We start from the raw sequence: 17,547 nt of genomic DNA, 5'->3' as shown, positions 1-17,547 counted from the left end.
AACCTTTTTTGACGATATAAACATATTATTTAATGAACCTTGAGGCAACTATGTTACAAACTCACCCGACTTTCAAACTTGCTTTTATTGGCGGGGGTAACACGTCAGCTGTTGGTTATGTGCACTTTTGCGCAGCTCACATGGATCATAAATTTCAAGTTGTTGCCGGTGCCTTTTGTCGTAATCAAGAAAATAATCAAGCTACAGGTATTCATTGGGGGATCCCAGCAGAACGTGTTTACGCAGATTGGAAAGAAATGGTCGAAGCTGAAAAGGGTCACATTGATGCTTTTGTAGTGCTCACTCCAACACCACATCATTTAGAAGTTTTACAGTATTTATTCGAAAAAAAATTACCCGTAATCTGTGAAAAAGCGATGGTTTGTGGACCACGAGAAATTGCAACTCTTCGCCCTTATTATGATCCAAAGAAACAATTTTTAGCTGTTACTTTTAACTACAGTGGCTATGCAATGGTACGTGAGTTAAAGCATTTAATAAATTCAGGAAAGCTGGGAACAATTCAAAAAATTCACTTAGAAATGCCGCAAGAAGGCTTTCGCCGCCCCCCCGATATCGCGGGAAAAACATCACAACCGCAGGCGTGGCGTCTGCGAGATGCTGAAGTACCAACCATTTGCTTAGATTTAGGTGTTCACCTTCATCACCTAAGTAGCTTTTTATTGGGTGAGGAACCAACTCACACATTAGCTGAATTTAGTAACCACTCTCAATATGCTAATTTAGTCGATGACGTACAAATGCTAGTAAAGTATGCCAGTGGCGTCAAAGGCAGCATGTGGATGTCAAAAACGGCTATTGGTCATCGTAACGGTTTACAGATCAGAGTGTATGGAGATACCGGAAGTGCTAAATGGTTACAGCTCAACCCCGATGAGTTAGAACTAAATTTTAATGATGGTAGGCGAGAGATATTAGACCGAGCGGGTCAGTGCGACTACGCCCACCAATTTAGATATAACCGCATGAAACCAGGCCACCCCACTGGTTTTGTAGAAGCATTTGCAAACTTATACAGCGACATCGCTGAAGATTTACAATGTTTTCAACTAGGGCAAGAAAATAACCAACCATACGTATTTGGTTTAGAACACGCCGCAGATGGCTTAAAGTTATTTGCTGCTGCTAAACGTTCGACACAAACACTTGGCTGGGAAAGCGTGTAATACGCTTAATTACAACTCTCTAGATATGCCTGCTTGATACTCGGTTTATGGATTTTACCCATTTCGGTTTTTGGCAGTCTTTTCATCTCAAACAAAATTCGCGGTTGCTGATAGTCAGTAAGTTCTTTGAATAAATGCATTTGCAACTGCATTTTTGCATTCACTGGCGCAGCATCATTACAAACAAAAGATAATAAAATGACTTCTCCAAATTTATCATCACTTACTCCAAAAGCCGCACACTCAGAAATCCAAGGTAAGTAATTAGTTACCAACTCAATATCGCTCGGGTAAACATTGATCCCGCCCGATTTAATAACTTCTTTTGTTCGACCAACATAATAAAGATAATTATCATCATCCAAATAACCAAGGTCACCAGTAAAAAAATAACCATCACTGTCGTAACTCTGCGCAGTTTGCTCTGGTAAGTTATAATATTGTGCAAACGCAGTTGGTGAGCGACAAGCTATTTCACCGATATTACCATTAGACAAAGTATTACGTTCAGCATCACATATCTTTATTTTCAGATTTGGTAAAGGCTTACCTACACTATTGATCGGTACATTCGGCTCGGTTATATCAAAATCACTGATCACCCCCATTTCTGATGCCCCATAACATTCATGGAAACGGCAATTCAAGGCTAATAACAGTGACTTTTTGTCGTCGCTTTCAAGCGTTGCAGAAGATGATACAACACACTTCAAGCTTGTTAACTGCGCTTTTGCTAACTCTGGGATCAAGGCCTTTAGTTGACTTGAAACAGCAAATAAAAAACTAATTTTATGAGTATTGATTGCATCAAGCCAAGCATTAACTGAGAACTTGGGTAAAATAACTACACTTGCGCCCAACATTAGTGGCATCAGTAAAGAGCGCTGTGCAAGTGAATGATATAAAGGTGTTGAAACCAACACAACATCGCTTTTATCTAATTGGTAATACTGAGCCGTCGCATCAAATGCGCGAACAATTTTAGTCGCTTGAGTAAATACTATTGGCTTAGGTTGACCAGTAGAACCTGAAGTCATGGTAAGAATATAAGGTAAATTGATATTTTCTACTGGAAACTCATCATATTGCGCCGTGGATGCAGACATTACATTGACCAAATCAATCAAGTTATCACTATTGCCACCTATCGTAATTATATTGTCGGTAGCTAAAACATCATTATTAACAAGTTGTTCAGCCACACTTATCCATGCTATAGCATACTCGCAATCAGCTACTTGTAACGCTTTTGATAAAGCCTGTCCTTTAAGAGTTAGTGGTAATGGCGCAAGCGCAATACCCAGTTTAGCCGCAGCTAATAAACAATATGTAAACTCGAGGTTATTTGGACAAAATAACGCAACTTTATGTCCTTGCTTAATTCCTAACTGAGTCAGGCCAGCAGCTAAAGAATCAACCTTATTTATTAGTTGTTGGTAGTTAATTTGGGTCTGTTGATATATACACGCAATTTTCTCAGGTTGAGTAACCGTATGTGATTGAACAAGCTGGTATATATTTTTATTGTGCATTTGGGTCCCACATTACAAAATTAAACTGCTCATCGGCCAAAGGAAATAACTGTTGCGTTACTTTATATTCTTTTGAATGTATTGGTATTGCCACAAATCCCATATAGCTATTTAGCAAATTTACAAATTTGTTGTCTTTGTGGATCACCGCAAGCCAAATAGCATTGGGATGACTCGCTTTACAAAACTCAAGTTGCCATTGTAAGGCGATCATAGCTATGGGCAAAGAAAGATCTTGATTACAAGAAAACCAGCCGCCATATAAATACTTATCTTTATATAAATTATGCCAGATATACAAACTTTGAGATTGCCTACTGCCTTCTCGCTCTGTAATCACAAAGTTAAAACGTGATTGATTAAACCACCATAAATAATGTTCCAATGGCTTAATAGCATTCTGCACAGTCATTCTCACGCTATTGCTAGGTAAGTTTCTAGCCGATAAATAACTATTTATATGGGTATCATCAACTTGGCAAACAACCAAATTATCTGTTAATTCAGTCTTTACTTCGCAGTGCTGCTCAGCAATAGCAAAACAATTTGTTGATATCTTCTCACCGACAAGAGCTTTAGCTATTCGCCGTGCCCCCTCGCCATCAACCGATACTTTTCTTTTGGCTACCAGCAATTGTAATCTTGGTAATTGACTAAGAGCGATATCAATTAACTCTCCTAATCGCAAAAAATCATCAATAGAAACATCATTAATATGGAGGTAGTGACCTAACCACTCCAAGATATCAATATCATTAGTCTGGTTATCCTCAAGAGAAAAAGTAATCGCTGGTGTTTTAGTCGCAGCACATTCATAAAAAGAGGTGCCTAATGCACCCACAAAAAGTGAGGCTCTTTCATAATACTCTTTCAGGCAAGTTACATTCTCTAAAATATTAATATTTGGAAACTCTTGCCCAATAGCATACATAGTATCTTTATTCGTTGCATAGGGACCTACCACTATATCAAAAAGAACATTTGCTTGAATGGCTCTTGGTAATCCATCAAAGATTCTTTTTAGAATAAAAAGATCACCACCGCCACCTAATGAAAATAAAACTCGAACGGGAAGATCTGACTCCGAAGAGTGCTTTTCAACGGTACGATATGTGGGATCTAAAATACAATAATTCGGGCCTAAAAGACGAACGCAATCAGTCGGTACTAGCGATTCATAACGGCTCTTTGTATTCGGTCCTACCCATTTATAATCAATCAAAAAATCGCAAGTATGTTGTCGCTCGTTATCATCAATAACGGTTAAGGTAAAACCGGATTTCTTTATCAACTGCTCGTATTCATGCGGTAAAGTATAACTATCAACTATTAAATGCGATAAACTATTCTGATGCATATAATTAATTGTTAAAAGTGCGTCCTCTTCATAATTTTGCCAATGAACATCAGCCACTTTAAAATCTGCATACAGCGTTTGGCTAAACTTACATAAATCATCAAGAATTATGTGGACACCTAATTGATGCTGTTTTAATGCAGAAGCCAAATGTTTCATTCGCATTAAATGACCAATGCCATTGTCTTGCTTATTAGTGATACGAATTGCAAACATAATTATTGCTTTGCCATAACCATATCAACAAATCCACTCACATAATTCGTCTTTGGATCAAGCAATTCCTGAGGTTCAATTTTTATACCGAAAGTCAATTCAATCTGCATTACTAATGTCAGAATCTCAAATGAATCCAAAGCTATATCATCTTTGAATGAAAGCTCTAAAATATTATCAATATCAACAGCGCAACCTCTGTCTGTAAAAAACTGATATAAAAAGTTAATAAGTTGATTTTTCATTAATGAGAACCTTTTGGAATACAATACAAAACGGTGCTTAACCCTAAATGTTCATGTACTCGTAAATACATATCGTAATTAGGCTGCAATTGATCGATAAATTGAGGGAGTTCCCATAAATCTTTCGGTTTATGGTAAACACAAATAGCTAGCACAGGCTGTTGGGTTTGAATTAAACTTTTGGCACCTTCAAGAGCAGCTAATTCGGCCCCCTCTATGTCCATTTTTATATAGTTTATATCCATAGCTTGACAAGTTGAGTCTAAATCAACAACAGATACTGAAGAATCATTTATAACTTCACTTTGTATAATATTGCTGGAGCTTGTTTGCCCTTGATTAAAATTAAGTAAATCAACACATTTCCAAACCCCCGAAGGGAATGCTTGAAAAGAAATTTCAGGATTATTTTTCTTTAGCCTGTTTTGTGTATTTGTAAGTGTTTGATAATTATTTGTATCGGGTTCAAATGAGGAAATATGCTCAAGTGTTATAATATTTTTTTTATGAAGTTCTACAAACGCCTCTACTGTATCCCCAGTATAAGCACCACAATCGATAAAACGAATTGGTGATTGAAAATTGAAAGGTATATCATCTGGGAAGTACTCAATTTTTCTATCCGGTTCAGGGTAGTCATCAATAGAAAGGGATGCCCTAAAAGCACACAATTTATCTAATATATTTTTACTTTTATCATCCCCCAAACGCGCTCGTAACCACTTAATACTTGGTAAATTCAACATATCATGATGACTTGTGCGCATCCATAAATGCTCTAGCTGTGCATATTCCTTAAACACTTCTGGGAACTCTCGTGCAGCCTCAAAAAAGCCAAGAACATTATTATAACCGAGCTCTTGTAGGCGCTCTTTGATTTGCCCTCTATTAGAGTTAACTAACGGCGTTACAGCAACAATGACTGTCATATTACGATCAGCTGTATGCTCATCAAAAATAGGTAAATTATACTTCATCTGGCTAACTAAACGTTGATCGATCCACCCATTAACTTGTAGCTTTTGCTTTACTAAAATTCTATAAAAACATTCTCCAAAATGACCCGCTCCGTAAATTAGATAGTTCATTTAATCGCTCCAACGTGATGCCAAGTCAAAGGCATACCTTTTTTAATCGCTTTCGTTGCGAGTCTGCCCGTTATAAATCCTAAATCCTTTGGCATCAGCTCACCTACACCAGGCCTTAGATTGACCACATTCTCTTTGTTCAAAACTTCACCAGCAGCAATATCCCTCACTGCAAATAGGCAACGCCTTGCTTTACTGGGCTCACTAGGGAAATGTACACTGCCAATAGCCAACTCAACTTGCCTAACTCCTTGAACTAAATCTTCAAGTTCATCTGGTGTCATGGAAAAAAAGCTATCAGCCGTTTCATCTTCTTTACTCATCACAAAATGCTTTTCTATAATTGTCGCCCCCATAGCTACAGAGGCGACAGGTATATGGTTACCTAATGTGTGATCCGATAAGCCTATTGGTACTTTAAAAACATCTGCTAAATGAGGGATTGTTTTTAAATTAATGCTTTGCGGGGGAGCTGGGTAGCTACTTGTACATTTCAATATAGCTAAATCTGTTACTCCTGCTTGGTGAGCAACTTTCACAGCTTCGTCAATCTCAGCAAGCGTTGCTCCACCTGTTGACATAATCACCGGCTTTCCAGTCGCAGCAACTTTTCGAATGAGGTCATGATCGATCAACTCTGGCGAAGCTATTTTATATGCAGGTGAATCAAAAGATTCCAATAAATCGACTGCAGAATCATCAAATGGTGAAGAAAAAATAGTGATACCGATTTCATTCGCCAGCTGAATTAAAGGGGCGTGAAAATCCCATGGCATATATGCCCCTTCGTATAAATCATATAAATATTGTCCTTGCCATGGACCTGTTGCTTCAAAATGCGGTAATTTACAATCCATTGTTAAAGTATCTGCGCGGTAAGTTTGTAACTTTATCGCATCAGCTCCGGCCTCTTTTGCGGCTCTAACTAACGCTTTCGCCTGCTCTAAATTTTGACCATGGTTTGCTGACATTTCGGCAATAATATACACAGGATGACCTGGCCCAATTTTTCTACCATCGATGGTAATTTCAGAATTAAACGCCATTTGCGCCCCTTAAATTGCACTGTCAAAAAATCATTAAATCAAAGCAAATTTCATACCTAATTATCTACAATAGCTTACAATTTGATAAACTATATTGATCCAAAAGGATTTTAACTTTTAAGTTATGTGCAAGAGTGTAATGATTTGCTATATTTATCTCAATAATAATTACGATTACCAGTGACCATGTCTGATGTATTAATAATAATTCAAGCACGTATGACATCAACCAGATTGCCTGCCAAAGTGATGTTGCCGCTGTGTGGCAAACCAGTGTTACAAATTATGCTTGAACGCTTACCAAACTGGCACGATCAAATCATTGTCGCAACAACTAATGATGGCACTGAGCAGCCTATCTTGGATTTATGCACACAGCTGAATATTAAAACCTACCAAGGGGATACACAAGACGTACTAAGCCGCTATTATCTGGCTGCTAAACATTATAATGCTCAATCATCTACAACCATAGTTAGGCTAACGAGTGATTGTCCACTGATTGATGAAGAGCTATGTAACAAAGTGATTAATGAAAGAGTGACTCAAACCTATGACATGGTTAATTTAGGTCCTCATAGTGGTTACCCTAGAGGACTTGACTGCTGCGCATTTTCATTTGATTTACTAGAGAATACCCATCTAAAAGCAACATCACCGGACGATCGTGAGCATGTTACGTTAGGCATGGCAAAATTTAATACTATAACGACTCACACATTCAGTGCGTATGAAGATTATAGCCACTTTCGCCTAACACTTGATGAACCAGACGATTACAAAGCAATTACCGCTGTTTATGAGCATTTTTTGAATAAAGTAGATTTTTCCTATAATGATTTAATAAAAACATTAAAGGAAAACCCTCACATCACCGATATAAATAAACATGTAGAGCAAAAATCTACTTAAGTTAGGCATAATAATTGTATGTCATTGAACATTATATTTATGACTACCAAAGAATTAGAGAATATTAAATGAATCCAAAAACAATATTAGTTACCGGTGCAACTGGCTATAAAGGAACTGTACTGGTTCCAAAACTACTGGCTTTAGGCCATCGCGTAATCGCGTTTGACATCCAATGGTTTGGTAATTTTTTGCCCTCTCATGACAACCTCTCAGTCATTAAAGGTGACGTACGCGACACTGATACGATTAACTTAGACGGTGTGGATTCTATTATTCATCTTGCTTCTATCGCAAACGATCCCTGTGGTGATTTAAACCCTAAATTAACATGGGAAGTGAGTGCGTTAGCAACTATGCGCTTAGCCGATAAAGCAAAGCGCTGTGGAATAAAACAGTTTATTTATGCGTCATCGGGTAGCGTATACGGCGTTAAAGATGAAGAGCAAGTAACTGAGGACTTAACGCTTGAGCCTATTTCTGAATACAACAAAACGAAAATGGTTGCAGAGCGTGTACTTCTTAGTTATGCCGACGACATGGCGGTACAAATTGTACGCCCAGCAACTGTATGCGGTTTATCTAAACGAATGCGCTTAGATGTTTCTGTCAATATGCTGACAATGCAAGCTCTAAAAAATGGAAAAATCACAGTGTTTGGCGGCGATCAAGTCAGACCAAATATTCATATTGACGATATTACTGATCTCTATATTTATATGCTGGATAATCCAGAGAAAGTCTCTGGTGTCTTTAATGCAGGGTTTGAAAATATCTCAATTATGGATATAGCAAAAATGGTACAGGCTAAAATAGCATGTGAGATTGAGGTTACTCCTTCAAATGACCCTCGTTGTTACCGTATTAATTCAGATAAGTTACTATCTACCGGTTTTACACCCAATAAAAATGTCGACACAGCCATTACCGAAATTATTACAGCTTACAAACAAGACTTACTTAAAGATGAAGACCATTTTTACAACCTTAAATGGATGCAAAGAGAAGTTTTATGACTAACAACCAATCTGCAACCACTATAGCCAAGGATTCAGTGAAAAACCTGACAACAAACTATGTGAACACCCTAACGGATGTATTAAAACAGTTAGATAGTGAACAAGTTAAGAGTCTTGTTGATACCTTACTTACTATGAAGGCAAATAACGGCACTTTATATTTATGTGGCAATGGCGGCTCAGCAGCAAATGCAATCCACCTTGCAAATGACTTTACATTTGGTATTAGCCCAGAAGGTAATGCATTAAAAGTTGAAGCATTACCAGCAAACAGCTCTGTTTTAACTTGCCTAGGCAATGACATTGGTTATGAAAATATTTTTGCACATCAGCTAAAAGTTAAAGCAAACAGCAATGATATTTTACTTGTTTTATCTGGTAGCGGTAACTCTGAAAATATAATTAGAGCGACTCAACAAGCACTCGACATTGGCATGAAAACAGTGGGCATTTTAGGATTTTCTGGCGGTAAAGTTAAGCCGATGCTTGACCAAGTTTTCCATTTCGAAGTCCAAGATATGCAGATATCAGAAGATACTCAAGTTATTGTCGGGCATATCTTAATGAAAGCTCTATACAATGCATTACGTGAGGCTAATTAATGACCACCATTGTCTACGGAATTACAGCCTCAACAGAAATGTTTATCCGATCAGAATATAATACTGACAATAATATTTTTGCTTGTACAAATGGTGGCGAATCATACAAAGGCACGCCTGCAAAATCATTAGAAGAATTATCAAAACTAGAAAAAAAACAAACGCTCCAAGTAGTAATTTGTTCTGAATTTGTCTTTGATATCTTACAATCTTTAAATAAAATTGGTATTACCACTAATCAATGTTCTTTTTTTAACCACATGAGCGGTAAGCTCATTCCTTGTATACAAATGCAATTTGATATTGATACTAAATCAACGTTATATGCTTTTTATGATCTCTCTTATAATTTGCCCTGCTTTGATGTAACTACTTTTATCGTTTTAGCTGAAATAGAACGAAAAAAACAAAATAAAAAAAATATTCAATTTGTAATTATCCCTAGCCATAGTGACGATACTCCAGGATTAAATGTATATCACGATAACGTTGATGCTAAATGGCGTATCGAAAAGGTTATTAAACCCATGTTTAATTGTCTTGCCTCATGCATAGGTATTGATCAGCCGATTTCGCAAAGTAGCCTTGTATACTATAAAAGCTTGAACCCTAGCATATATCCAAATAACTACTTTCAAAACCCTAGACAAGCAGCTGGAGATTTTAAATTATTAAAATCTTATGCCGAGCAAAATATTAAATTAAGTAACTTAGCACCTCCACAACAAGCTTATACTATTGTTAATGACTTCATAAGACATAACGTGGGCAAAAAAAAGCTAATAACAATTACATTGAGAGAATATTGGGCAAATTCCGAGCACAGAAATAGCAATACAACGGCATGGCTTGATTTTGCATTATCACTAGACCTCAATGAATACTTTCCGCTAATTATTAGAGATACTTATAAAGTAAGTGAGCCCCTTGAAGAAAAATATCAATCGCTTACAACGTATCCCCTTGCAGCTGTAGATTTAAGTATCAGGCTCGCCTTATACCATGAAGCGTATATAAATATGGGTGTTGACAGTGGTCCTCTTTATCCGATTAGCTATCTTGAAGGGGCTCGCTCAATCATTTTTAGATGGTGTTCGAATGATATTCCAAATCTATCAGACAGAACAAATAGCATGCACGGCTTTGAAGTTGGAAAAAATCATTACTTTAATGATAATGAATTTCAAATAAATGCATGGATGGATGATTCATTTGAAAATATTCAAACTCAATTTTCTCTTCTTGAGAATAAAATAAATAAGGCGGCAATCTAAACTATGAATGACTCATCAATTTTAGTTTTAGGAAGCAATTCATTTTCAGGGGCATCATTTTGTGCGCATATGCTAAAAAATGATCAGCAAATTGTTGCTGTTAGTCGCTCATCAGAACCTAATTCAGCATTACTACCATATAGTTGGCAAAAAAATGCAGATAAATTGCAATTTAGCCAACTGGATATAAATCATCATCTGCAAAAAATTATTGATATTGTTAAACAGAAAAAAATTAAAAAAATTTATAACTTTGCTGCACAAAGCATGGTTGGTCAAAGCTGGCAACATCCTGAACATTGGTTTATGACTAACACTGTTTCAACGATCAAGTTACACAATTCTCTCCGACAATTAGATTTCCTTGAAAAATACATCCATATATCAACTCCCGAAGTTTATGGTAGTTGTAACGGATTAGTACCAGAGCATACTAATTATCAACCCAGTACACCATATGCAGTCTCCCGTGCTGCTGCAGATATGAGTCTACATACATTTGCAGATGTTTATGACTTTCCAGTGGTATTTACACGAGCTGCCAATGTTTATGGTGAAGGCCAACAGCTTTATCGCATAATCCCTCGTACTATTTTATATGCCCTTCTAGGCAAAAAATTACAGCTGCATGGCGGAGGGCATTCAACACGATCATTTATACATATTGACGATGTATCTTCAGCGACACAACTTATTGGCGAAAAGGGTAAAAATGGTGATATTTACCATATTTCAACAGAGCAAATGATCTCTATTCGAGTACTCGTTGAAACAATCTGCAATATGCTTAAGCTCCCATTTGAACAAGTGTGCCAATCGACTGAAGATCGATTAGGAAAAGATGCAGCATATTTATTAGACACAAAAAAAATTCGCTCCGAGCTAAATTGGCAAGATTCTATTTCATTAGAAAACGGCTTAGAACGAACAATTTATTGGATGAAGCAAAATTTAGATGTACTCGCCAAGCAAGAACATGACTATATTCACAAACCTTGAGGTAATCATGATAGGACAAGAAATAGATTTACTAAAAAATTACCCTAAGTCTAAGCGTGATCTTTCTGGTAGATTAGAAGCCAAAAGTGAAGCAGTTAGAGCTATAGCGCGCCAATTTGACGAGGAATTCTTTGATGGTGATAGAGAGCACGGCTATGGTGGTTTTAACTATCATTCAAGATTTTGGCAGCCAGTCGTGCCTGACTTTATTACGCACTTTGGCCTGCAAGAAAATAGCAGTTTATTAGACGTAGGCTGTGCAAAAGGATTTATGCTTTATGATATTTTACAACAGCTACCAACAATGACATTAAGTGGAATAGATATATCCCATTACGCATTAGACAATGCCAAACAGGAAGTAAAGCACTTATTACAACAAGGTTGCGCTACTAAATTACCTTTCGAAGACAATAGTTTTGATACTGTAATATCAATTAACACTATTCATAATTTAGATCTTAATAATTGTGCAAAAGCACTGCAAGAAATAGAGCGAGTTTCTAAAGCTAAAGCATTTATTACTGTTGATGCATATAGAAATGAACAAGAAAAAGAACGCATGGAAGCCTGGAATCTAACAGCCAAAACAATGATGCATGTTGATCAGTGGAAAGAGTTTTTCAAAGATACAGGCTACACTGGCGATTTTTATTGGTTTATACCCTAATGAAAAAACTTGATGCATATTTTGAATCATTAAGAATTCGAAAAATAGAAGAAATGATAGCCTTACGCTACCCTGAGCAAGAAATGAGATGCCCAACACATCTGTCAATAGGTCAAGAGCTAGTACCTGTTGTTGTTTCTAATTTTTTATCTAAAGATGATAAGGCTTTCAGTTCACATAGAGCACATGCCCACTATCTAGCCAAAGGCGGATCATTAAAGAAAATGATAGCTGAATTATATGGCAAGGCGACAGGCTGCACAGGTGGCAGAGGTGGCTCTATGCACTTAACAGACTTGGATTGCGGTTTTATAGCTAGCACTGCAATTGTGGGTAATAGTATACCACTGGCGGTTGGCAGTGCGTTAAGTCAAAAACTACAAAATAGCAATTTTTTGACCGTAAGTTATTTTGGTGACGGTGCAACGGAAGAAGGCGCTTTTTACGAGTCGTTAAATTTTGCAGCAGTTAAATCTCTTCCTATATTATTCATATGTGAGAATAACCGCTATTCAGTGTATAGCCCATTAGAAGTTCGCCAGCCGGTTAATAGAAGCATTACGGATTTATCGCAATCAATTGGAGTTGAAAGCTTTCACGCTGATGGAAATCTTTTAATACCACTAACCCATGCCGTTGAGAGTGCTATTGAATATATTAGAAAGAATAATGCCCCAGCACTCTTAGAGCTTGATACATATCGTCACAGAGAGCATTGCGGTCCTAATTTTGATGATGACTTAAACTACAGAGCCGCAGGTGAAGTCAAAACATGGCTTGAAAAAGATCCGTTAAAATTATTATTCGCGGAACTATCAGCAGATCAACATTTCGAGAAAACTCATAACGAAATGATTATCAAAATAAAAAATGAAATAGAAGATGCTTTTCTTTTTGCTGAAAATAGCCCTTTTCCAAATCCACAGTTAAACGAAGAGTTTCTTTATGCAAAATAAAACAACAACATTCGCTGAAGAAATAAACCAAGCACAGCACTGTGCCATGGCTGAAGACGATAGCATGATTTGTATGGGATTAGGTATTAATGATCCAAAAGCTATTTTTGGTACAACTACAGGCTTACAATCAAAGTTTGGCTCAGACCGTGTCTTTGATATGCCAACATCTGAAAATGCAATGACGGGTGTAGGGATTGGCGCAGCTATTACTGGCACACGTGTATTAATGACCCATCAACGAGTCGATTTTTTCTTGCTTGCCATGGACCAACTTGTAAATAATGCCGCTAAGTGGCACTACATGTTTAATGGGCAAATGACTGTACCTTTAACAATACGTTTAATCATAGGTAGGGGTTGGGGTCAAGGACCCACTCATCAACAAAGCTTGCAATCATGGTTTGCACATATCCCTGGACTTAAAGTTGTTACTCCAAGCTTAACTGATAATGTAGGACAGCTACTTTATCAAAGTATAATGGATAATAATCCAACTATTTTCCTTGAACATCGATGGCTGCATAACCAAAACATCGACAAAGAAACGTGCGTCGATTACAACTCAAACATGCAAACAACGAGAGTCATCAAAGAAGGTGAAGATGTCACTATCATCGCTAATAGCTATATGCTCCTAGAAGCCATACACTGCCACAACTTTCTAAAAAAACAAGGTGTTAACTGCGAGGTAATTGAGGTATCTGAACCGACAAATATTGATTGGCAAACTATTTATAACTCGGTCAATAAGACTCAAACCTGCATATGCACTGATATAGGACATAACTCATTTTCTGTCTCTAGTGAAATTTCAGCAAAAATATATGAAGCATGCTTTACTTCCTTAAAAAAACCAATAAAACGAATAGCACTCCCCTCTTACCCTGAACCTACGAGCTTTGGATTAACAAAAAAATACTACAAAACCAGAACTGAGATTACTAAAGCTGTATCTGAACTCCTTGATAGGGAAATATTTATGACCGAAGATGTAGAATTTCCTCACGATGTTCCTGGTAACTGGTTTAAAGGCCCGTTTTAATGAATCGAGTATTAATTACAGGAATAAATAGTGGTATTGGGCAAGCACTTGCTGAGCGCTTAAGCCAAAATACGATTATTCACGGTACTTATCGAGGGCGAAAATCAAACTTAGATTTTGCTGAACTAACAAAAGTTGATTTTAGCTCACAAAAAAACGTTGACGATTGGTGCCATAAAACGAACTTTTCAATATATGATAGTATAATTTTTGTTCATGGCACACTCGAGCCAATCGGTTCTCTATCAGATTGCTCTTATGACGATTGGGAAAATGCATATAGAATTAATTACTTATCTATAGTGCAAGTGTTAAGTTCAGCAGTTCTAAAAATGAAATCAAACTGCAAAATCCTGACTTTTGCTGGCGGAGGCGTCAATAGCGCCCCGACGAAGTTCAACTCTTATATAAATGCGAAAGTAGCATTAATAAAAATGACTGAAGTTTTAGCTGCTGAATATCCCGATTTAATCTTTCTAAATGTTGGTCCTGGCTGGGTAGATACACCTATTCACCAACAAACACTCCACGCAAAAGAAATAGTGCCGGAAGCATATAAGGAAACAGCCAGAAGATATGAGGAAAATGACTTTGTGTCTATGCAACTGGTCATCGACTCCTTAATTTTTCTTCTTGATAATGCAAATAGTAAGTTTAGTGGACGAAACTATAGCATTGCATCCAAAGAAATTTTTCATGAGGATTTTTTGGAGTCTCTTGAAAACCCAAATATCTACAAATTGCGTAGACTCAATAAAGAGCATACATAAATGAAACTAACGGATTATATCGCATCTTACCTTGCTCAATTAGATATCAAGCATGTATTTGTTCTGCAAGGCGGTGCTGCTTTACATTTAATTGACTCAATTGAAAAACACCCTTCGCTTTCAGCTATTGCAATGCAACATGAGCAATCATGTGCGATGGCTGCTGATAGTTATGCAAAAACACACCATGTACTAGGCGTGACTATAGCCACATCAGGCCCAGGCGCTACAAACTTATTAACAGGTATCGCAAGCTCCTACTTTGACTCTGTAGCTACTTTACATATAACTGGAAATGTAGCTTCATTTAGGCAATCGCATAAATTAGGGGTTCGCCAATATGGTTTCCAAGAAACCGATATTGTTTCTATGGCAAAGCCAATAACAAAGTACGCAATACAATTAAAAAGACCTAATGACATTATCACTGTATTACCTGAAGCTATAAAAGCAGCATTAAGTGGCCGGCCAGGGCCTGTGTTAATAGATATTCCTGATGACTTTCAGCGAGAGATATTAGATATAAAAAAAATACCATTTGAAGCTTTTAATCAATCAACTGTAAACCATAAAGTAATTCAAGAAAACATATTTAATAACTTCATAGTGTCATTAAAACAAGCGAAAAAACCTTTATTTATTCTTGGTGCTGGGTGCCATAACTCAGCAGAACGGTTAATTTCACTTGCAACAAAACTAAAAATCCCCTTTCTATCGACTTGGCCGCTCAAAGGGATTGCAAATCATGATGACGAGCTAAATCTAGGGAATTTTGGAACTCATTCTTTACGTGGGAATAATATCGTTTTACAAAATTGTGATTTTATCATTTCTATTGGGTGCAGACTAGATTCAAAAGCCACAGCAAAATTAGATACTTTTGCACGTGAAGCTAAAATCGCAATGGTGGATATTGACCATAATGAAATAGAGAAATTTGCCCAATTAGGCAAAGTAATCAACTATCAATTTCCTGTATCTGTTCAAGTTTTTTTAGATGCTTTTTCACTGCATTGTGAAGATTTAATTGAAATATTTAAAAATAACGATGTGTGGCTAAATTATATTACGGATGTCACACAAGAGTTTAACTACATACCTGAATATAATTACGGTGGTGTAAACCCATATTTAGCTGTTGAGTTGTTTAGTGGTGCTTTCTGTGATGACCAAAATATATGTGTGGATACAGGTACTTGCTTACCTTTAACTCTTGTCTACGGTAAAGAGAAAAAAGGCCAGCAGTATATTTCTTCATATAATAATACCCCCATGGGCTATGCTTTACCTGCATCGATTGGTGTTGCCCTAGCAAAAGAAAAAGAAGTATTTTGTATAGTTGGCGATGGTGGTTTGCAAATGAATATCCAAGAACTTTCAACGTTAAATCACTTGAAACTTCCAGTCATTATTATTGTATTTAACAATAGTGGTCATTGTATGATAAAACAAACCCAAGATGATTGGCTAGACTCAAATTATTTTTCTGCTGATTGTAATAATGGCTTGCCTCACATAAATTTTTCTGAAGTTGCTAAAGCTTATGGGATCGACTCTGAAAAAGTTGAAAATAATGAGCAATTAAAATTATTAGTAGAACGTTTACACCTTCGCATGGATCAAGAAGGGCCAAAGCTTATCGAATTAGTAATTAACCCAAACTTTAGATATGAACCGATTATCAAGTATGGCAATCCATTAGAGAATATGAGCCCTGAACTTGCTTACATAAAACAAAAAAAAGCTATGCTTATACCCAGTTTGAAGGAAAATCTATAATGATAAACTTACACCAAGAGCTGGTTATGCTAGCTAGGAATACACAATCACACGTACAATCAAGCAGTGATTACCAGCTTCTTAACAAAAAACTATCAAAAGTAATTGCCAGCGCTTATAACACGACATCAACACCAACATTTTTATTAACGGATAATATTACATTTTCTCTTCCGTATTACGATATGGGCAATATTAATACGACTCATTTGTTTGGTATTGATGAGCTAATCATTTTAAGCTTTTACTTGAAAAATAAAAATAACTATAAGAATGTGTTAGATCTTGGCGCTAATATCGGTCTGCATTCAATAGTGCTGAGCTTATTAGATTATCAAGTTACATGTTTTGAAGCGGACCCTGAAACATTCCGCGTTTTAAAACAAAACCTAGAATTAAATAATTGTAAAAAGATTAAGCCAATAAATGAAGCCGCGGCAAGTTTTGATGGCAAAGCTGAATTTACACGAGTATGTGGAAACTTAACTGGAAGTCATTTGAGCGGCGCAAAAAGTAATCCCTATGGAGAGCTAGATAAATTTGAAGTTAAAGTTAATAACATAGGTAATATAGCTAAAGAATTTGACTTAATTAAAATTGATATTGAAGGTCAAGAAGCAGATGTATTAACTTCAATTTCTTCGGAGGACGCTTTAAAAATTGATTTTATGATGGAAATTAATGGCGAAAAAAATGCAAAAACTATTTTCGACTACAGTTTACAAGTCGGCTTAAATATTTTTCTTCAAAAAAATGATTGGAAAAAAGTGAACTCTCTTGCCGAATTACCCCTAAGTCATAGAGAAGGTAGTGTTTTCCTTTCTAGTAAAAATAAGATGCCTTGGTAAAA

Annotated in this window: 17 protein-coding genes; 12 read left to right on the top strand and 5 right to left on the bottom strand. The window is 36.6% G+C overall.

Annotation, left to right across the window (positions count from 1 at the left end; translation table 11 throughout):
- Positions 1 to 32: 32 nt before the first annotated feature.
- On the top strand, positions 33 to 1,187 hold the full coding sequence (locus H5203_RS05460; protein ID WP_310736544.1) for a Gfo/Idh/MocA family oxidoreductase: 1,155 nt from the start codon (positions 33 to 35) through the stop codon (positions 1,185 to 1,187).
- Between the two features lie 5 nt (positions 1,188 to 1,192).
- Here H5203_RS05460 and H5203_RS05455 read toward each other — a convergent pair whose 3' ends face one another.
- The 5 genes from H5203_RS05455 to pseI are packed head-to-tail and all read right to left on the bottom strand — an operon-like array spanning position 1,193 to position 6,671.
- Entirely contained in the window at positions 1,193 to 2,719 is a 1,527-nt protein-coding gene (locus H5203_RS05455) for a class I adenylate-forming enzyme family protein (RefSeq protein WP_182758307.1), read from the bottom strand.
- Positions 2,709 to 4,292, bottom strand: coding sequence for a hypothetical protein (locus H5203_RS05450; protein WP_182758306.1), 1,584 nt, complete (start codon positions 4,290 to 4,292; stop codon positions 2,709 to 2,711). The genes H5203_RS05455 and H5203_RS05450 overlap by 11 nt, the downstream gene beginning before the upstream one ends.
- Positions 4,293 to 4,294: 2 nt before the next feature.
- Positions 4,295 to 4,537, bottom strand: coding sequence for an acyl carrier protein (locus tag H5203_RS05445; RefSeq protein WP_076923517.1), 243 nt, complete (start codon positions 4,535 to 4,537; stop codon positions 4,295 to 4,297).
- Positions 4,537 to 5,625, bottom strand: a complete 1,089-nt coding sequence (locus H5203_RS05440) for an FkbM family methyltransferase (RefSeq protein WP_182718190.1) — start codon at positions 5,623 to 5,625, stop codon at positions 4,537 to 4,539. The genes H5203_RS05445 and H5203_RS05440 overlap by 1 nt, the downstream gene beginning before the upstream one ends.
- Entirely contained in the window at positions 5,622 to 6,671 is a 1,050-nt protein-coding gene (gene pseI, locus H5203_RS05435) for a pseudaminic acid synthase (protein ID WP_182718191.1), read from the bottom strand. Before pseI ends, H5203_RS05440 begins: the two co-directional genes overlap by 4 nt.
- 186 nt (positions 6,672 to 6,857) lie before the next feature.
- Here pseI and H5203_RS05430 point away from each other — a divergent pair, with 186 nt between their 5' ends.
- The 11 genes from H5203_RS05430 (at position 6,858) to H5203_RS05380 (ending at position 17,545) form a co-directional block, all read left to right on the top strand.
- Positions 6,858 to 7,583 carry a cytidylyltransferase domain-containing protein gene (locus H5203_RS05430; protein WP_076923520.1) on the top strand — a complete coding sequence of 242 codons (726 nt, stop codon included), beginning with the start codon at positions 6,858 to 6,860 and terminating at the stop codon, positions 7,581 to 7,583.
- Between the two features lie 68 nt (positions 7,584 to 7,651).
- A complete protein-coding gene (locus H5203_RS05425) occupies positions 7,652 to 8,599 on the top strand; it encodes an NAD(P)-dependent oxidoreductase (protein ID WP_145239453.1) in 948 nt (315 codons plus the stop codon).
- Positions 8,596 to 9,204, top strand: coding sequence for an SIS domain-containing protein (locus tag H5203_RS05420; RefSeq protein ID WP_076923522.1), 609 nt, complete (start codon positions 8,596 to 8,598; stop codon positions 9,202 to 9,204). The genes H5203_RS05425 and H5203_RS05420 overlap by 4 nt, the downstream gene beginning before the upstream one ends.
- Entirely contained in the window at positions 9,204 to 10,478 is a 1,275-nt protein-coding gene (locus H5203_RS05415; protein WP_076923523.1) for a hypothetical protein, read from the top strand. Before H5203_RS05420 ends, H5203_RS05415 begins: the two co-directional genes overlap by 1 nt.
- Before the next feature lie 3 nt (positions 10,479 to 10,481).
- Positions 10,482 to 11,477, top strand: a complete 996-nt coding sequence (locus H5203_RS05410) for a GDP-mannose 4,6-dehydratase (protein WP_076923524.1) — start codon at positions 10,482 to 10,484, stop codon at positions 11,475 to 11,477.
- Positions 11,455 to 12,147, top strand: coding sequence for a class I SAM-dependent methyltransferase (locus H5203_RS05405; protein WP_253188782.1), 693 nt, complete (start codon positions 11,455 to 11,457; stop codon positions 12,145 to 12,147). The genes H5203_RS05410 and H5203_RS05405 overlap by 23 nt, the downstream gene beginning before the upstream one ends.
- Positions 12,147 to 13,103: a thiamine pyrophosphate-dependent dehydrogenase E1 component subunit alpha gene (locus H5203_RS05400; protein WP_169019240.1), complete on the top strand. Its 957-nt coding sequence runs from the start codon at positions 12,147 to 12,149 to the stop codon at positions 13,101 to 13,103. Before H5203_RS05405 ends, H5203_RS05400 begins: the two co-directional genes overlap by 1 nt.
- The gene (locus H5203_RS05395; RefSeq protein ID WP_076923526.1) at positions 13,093 to 14,148 is read left to right on the top strand and encodes an alpha-ketoacid dehydrogenase subunit beta; all 1,056 of its coding nucleotides are present in this window, start codon (positions 13,093 to 13,095) and stop codon (positions 14,146 to 14,148) included. Before H5203_RS05400 ends, H5203_RS05395 begins: the two co-directional genes overlap by 11 nt.
- Positions 14,148 to 14,918 (top strand): SDR family oxidoreductase, encoded by a 771-nt coding sequence (locus tag H5203_RS05390; RefSeq protein ID WP_145239465.1) that lies wholly within the window; start codon positions 14,148 to 14,150, stop codon positions 14,916 to 14,918. The genes H5203_RS05395 and H5203_RS05390 overlap by 1 nt, the downstream gene beginning before the upstream one ends.
- Entirely contained in the window at positions 14,919 to 16,697 is a 1,779-nt protein-coding gene (locus H5203_RS05385) for a thiamine pyrophosphate-binding protein (RefSeq protein WP_076923528.1), read from the top strand. It begins immediately after the preceding gene.
- The gene (locus H5203_RS05380; protein WP_145239468.1) at positions 16,697 to 17,545 is read left to right on the top strand and encodes an FkbM family methyltransferase; all 849 of its coding nucleotides are present in this window, start codon (positions 16,697 to 16,699) and stop codon (positions 17,543 to 17,545) included. Before H5203_RS05385 ends, H5203_RS05380 begins: the two co-directional genes overlap by 1 nt.
- The last annotated feature ends 2 nt before the right edge of the window (positions 17,546 to 17,547 follow it).

The organism is Pseudoalteromonas sp. SG41-1, assembly GCF_014164575.1.
In the GTDB taxonomy this organism is placed as follows: domain Bacteria; phylum Pseudomonadota; class Gammaproteobacteria; order Enterobacterales; family Alteromonadaceae; genus Pseudoalteromonas; species Pseudoalteromonas rhizosphaerae.
The sequence above is the reverse complement of the archived record's forward strand: the minus strand, read 5'-3'. Positions and strand labels throughout refer to the sequence as shown.

What these genes read in the sequence shown, in the direction of transcription:
- H5203_RS05415 (WP_076923523.1), top strand. Translation starts at nt 9,204, where the DNA reads ATGACCACCATTGTCTACGGAATTACAGCCTCAACAGAAATGTTTATC.
- H5203_RS05440 (WP_182718190.1), bottom strand. Translation starts at nt 5,625, where the DNA reads ATGAACTATCTAATTTACGGAGCGGGTCATTTTGGAGAATGTTTTTAT.
- H5203_RS05410 (WP_076923524.1), top strand. Translation starts at nt 10,482, where the DNA reads ATGAATGACTCATCAATTTTAGTTTTAGGAAGCAATTCATTTTCAGGG.
- H5203_RS05380 (WP_145239468.1), top strand. Translation starts at nt 16,697, where the DNA reads ATGATAAACTTACACCAAGAGCTGGTTATGCTAGCTAGGAATACACAA.
- H5203_RS05430 (WP_076923520.1), top strand. Translation starts at nt 6,858, where the DNA reads ATGTCTGATGTATTAATAATAATTCAAGCACGTATGACATCAACCAGA.
- H5203_RS05400 (WP_169019240.1), top strand. Translation starts at nt 12,147, where the DNA reads ATGAAAAAACTTGATGCATATTTTGAATCATTAAGAATTCGAAAAATA.
- H5203_RS05385 (WP_076923528.1), top strand. Translation starts at nt 14,919, where the DNA reads ATGAAACTAACGGATTATATCGCATCTTACCTTGCTCAATTAGATATC.
- H5203_RS05460 (WP_310736544.1), top strand. Translation starts at nt 33, where the DNA reads ATGAACCTTGAGGCAACTATGTTACAAACTCACCCGACTTTCAAACTT.
- H5203_RS05395 (WP_076923526.1), top strand. Translation starts at nt 13,093, where the DNA reads ATGCAAAATAAAACAACAACATTCGCTGAAGAAATAAACCAAGCACAG.
- H5203_RS05405 (WP_253188782.1), top strand. Translation starts at nt 11,455, where the DNA reads ATGACTATATTCACAAACCTTGAGGTAATCATGATAGGACAAGAAATA.
- H5203_RS05420 (WP_076923522.1), top strand. Translation starts at nt 8,596, where the DNA reads ATGACTAACAACCAATCTGCAACCACTATAGCCAAGGATTCAGTGAAA.
- pseI (WP_182718191.1), bottom strand. Translation starts at nt 6,671, where the DNA reads ATGGCGTTTAATTCTGAAATTACCATCGATGGTAGAAAAATTGGGCCA.
- H5203_RS05445 (WP_076923517.1), bottom strand. Translation starts at nt 4,537, where the DNA reads ATGAAAAATCAACTTATTAACTTTTTATATCAGTTTTTTACAGACAGA.
- H5203_RS05455 (WP_182758307.1), bottom strand. Translation starts at nt 2,719, where the DNA reads ATGCACAATAAAAATATATACCAGCTTGTTCAATCACATACGGTTACT.
- H5203_RS05390 (WP_145239465.1), top strand. Translation starts at nt 14,148, where the DNA reads ATGAATCGAGTATTAATTACAGGAATAAATAGTGGTATTGGGCAAGCA.
- H5203_RS05425 (WP_145239453.1), top strand. Translation starts at nt 7,652, where the DNA reads ATGAATCCAAAAACAATATTAGTTACCGGTGCAACTGGCTATAAAGGA.
- H5203_RS05450 (WP_182758306.1), bottom strand. Translation starts at nt 4,292, where the DNA reads ATGTTTGCAATTCGTATCACTAATAAGCAAGACAATGGCATTGGTCAT.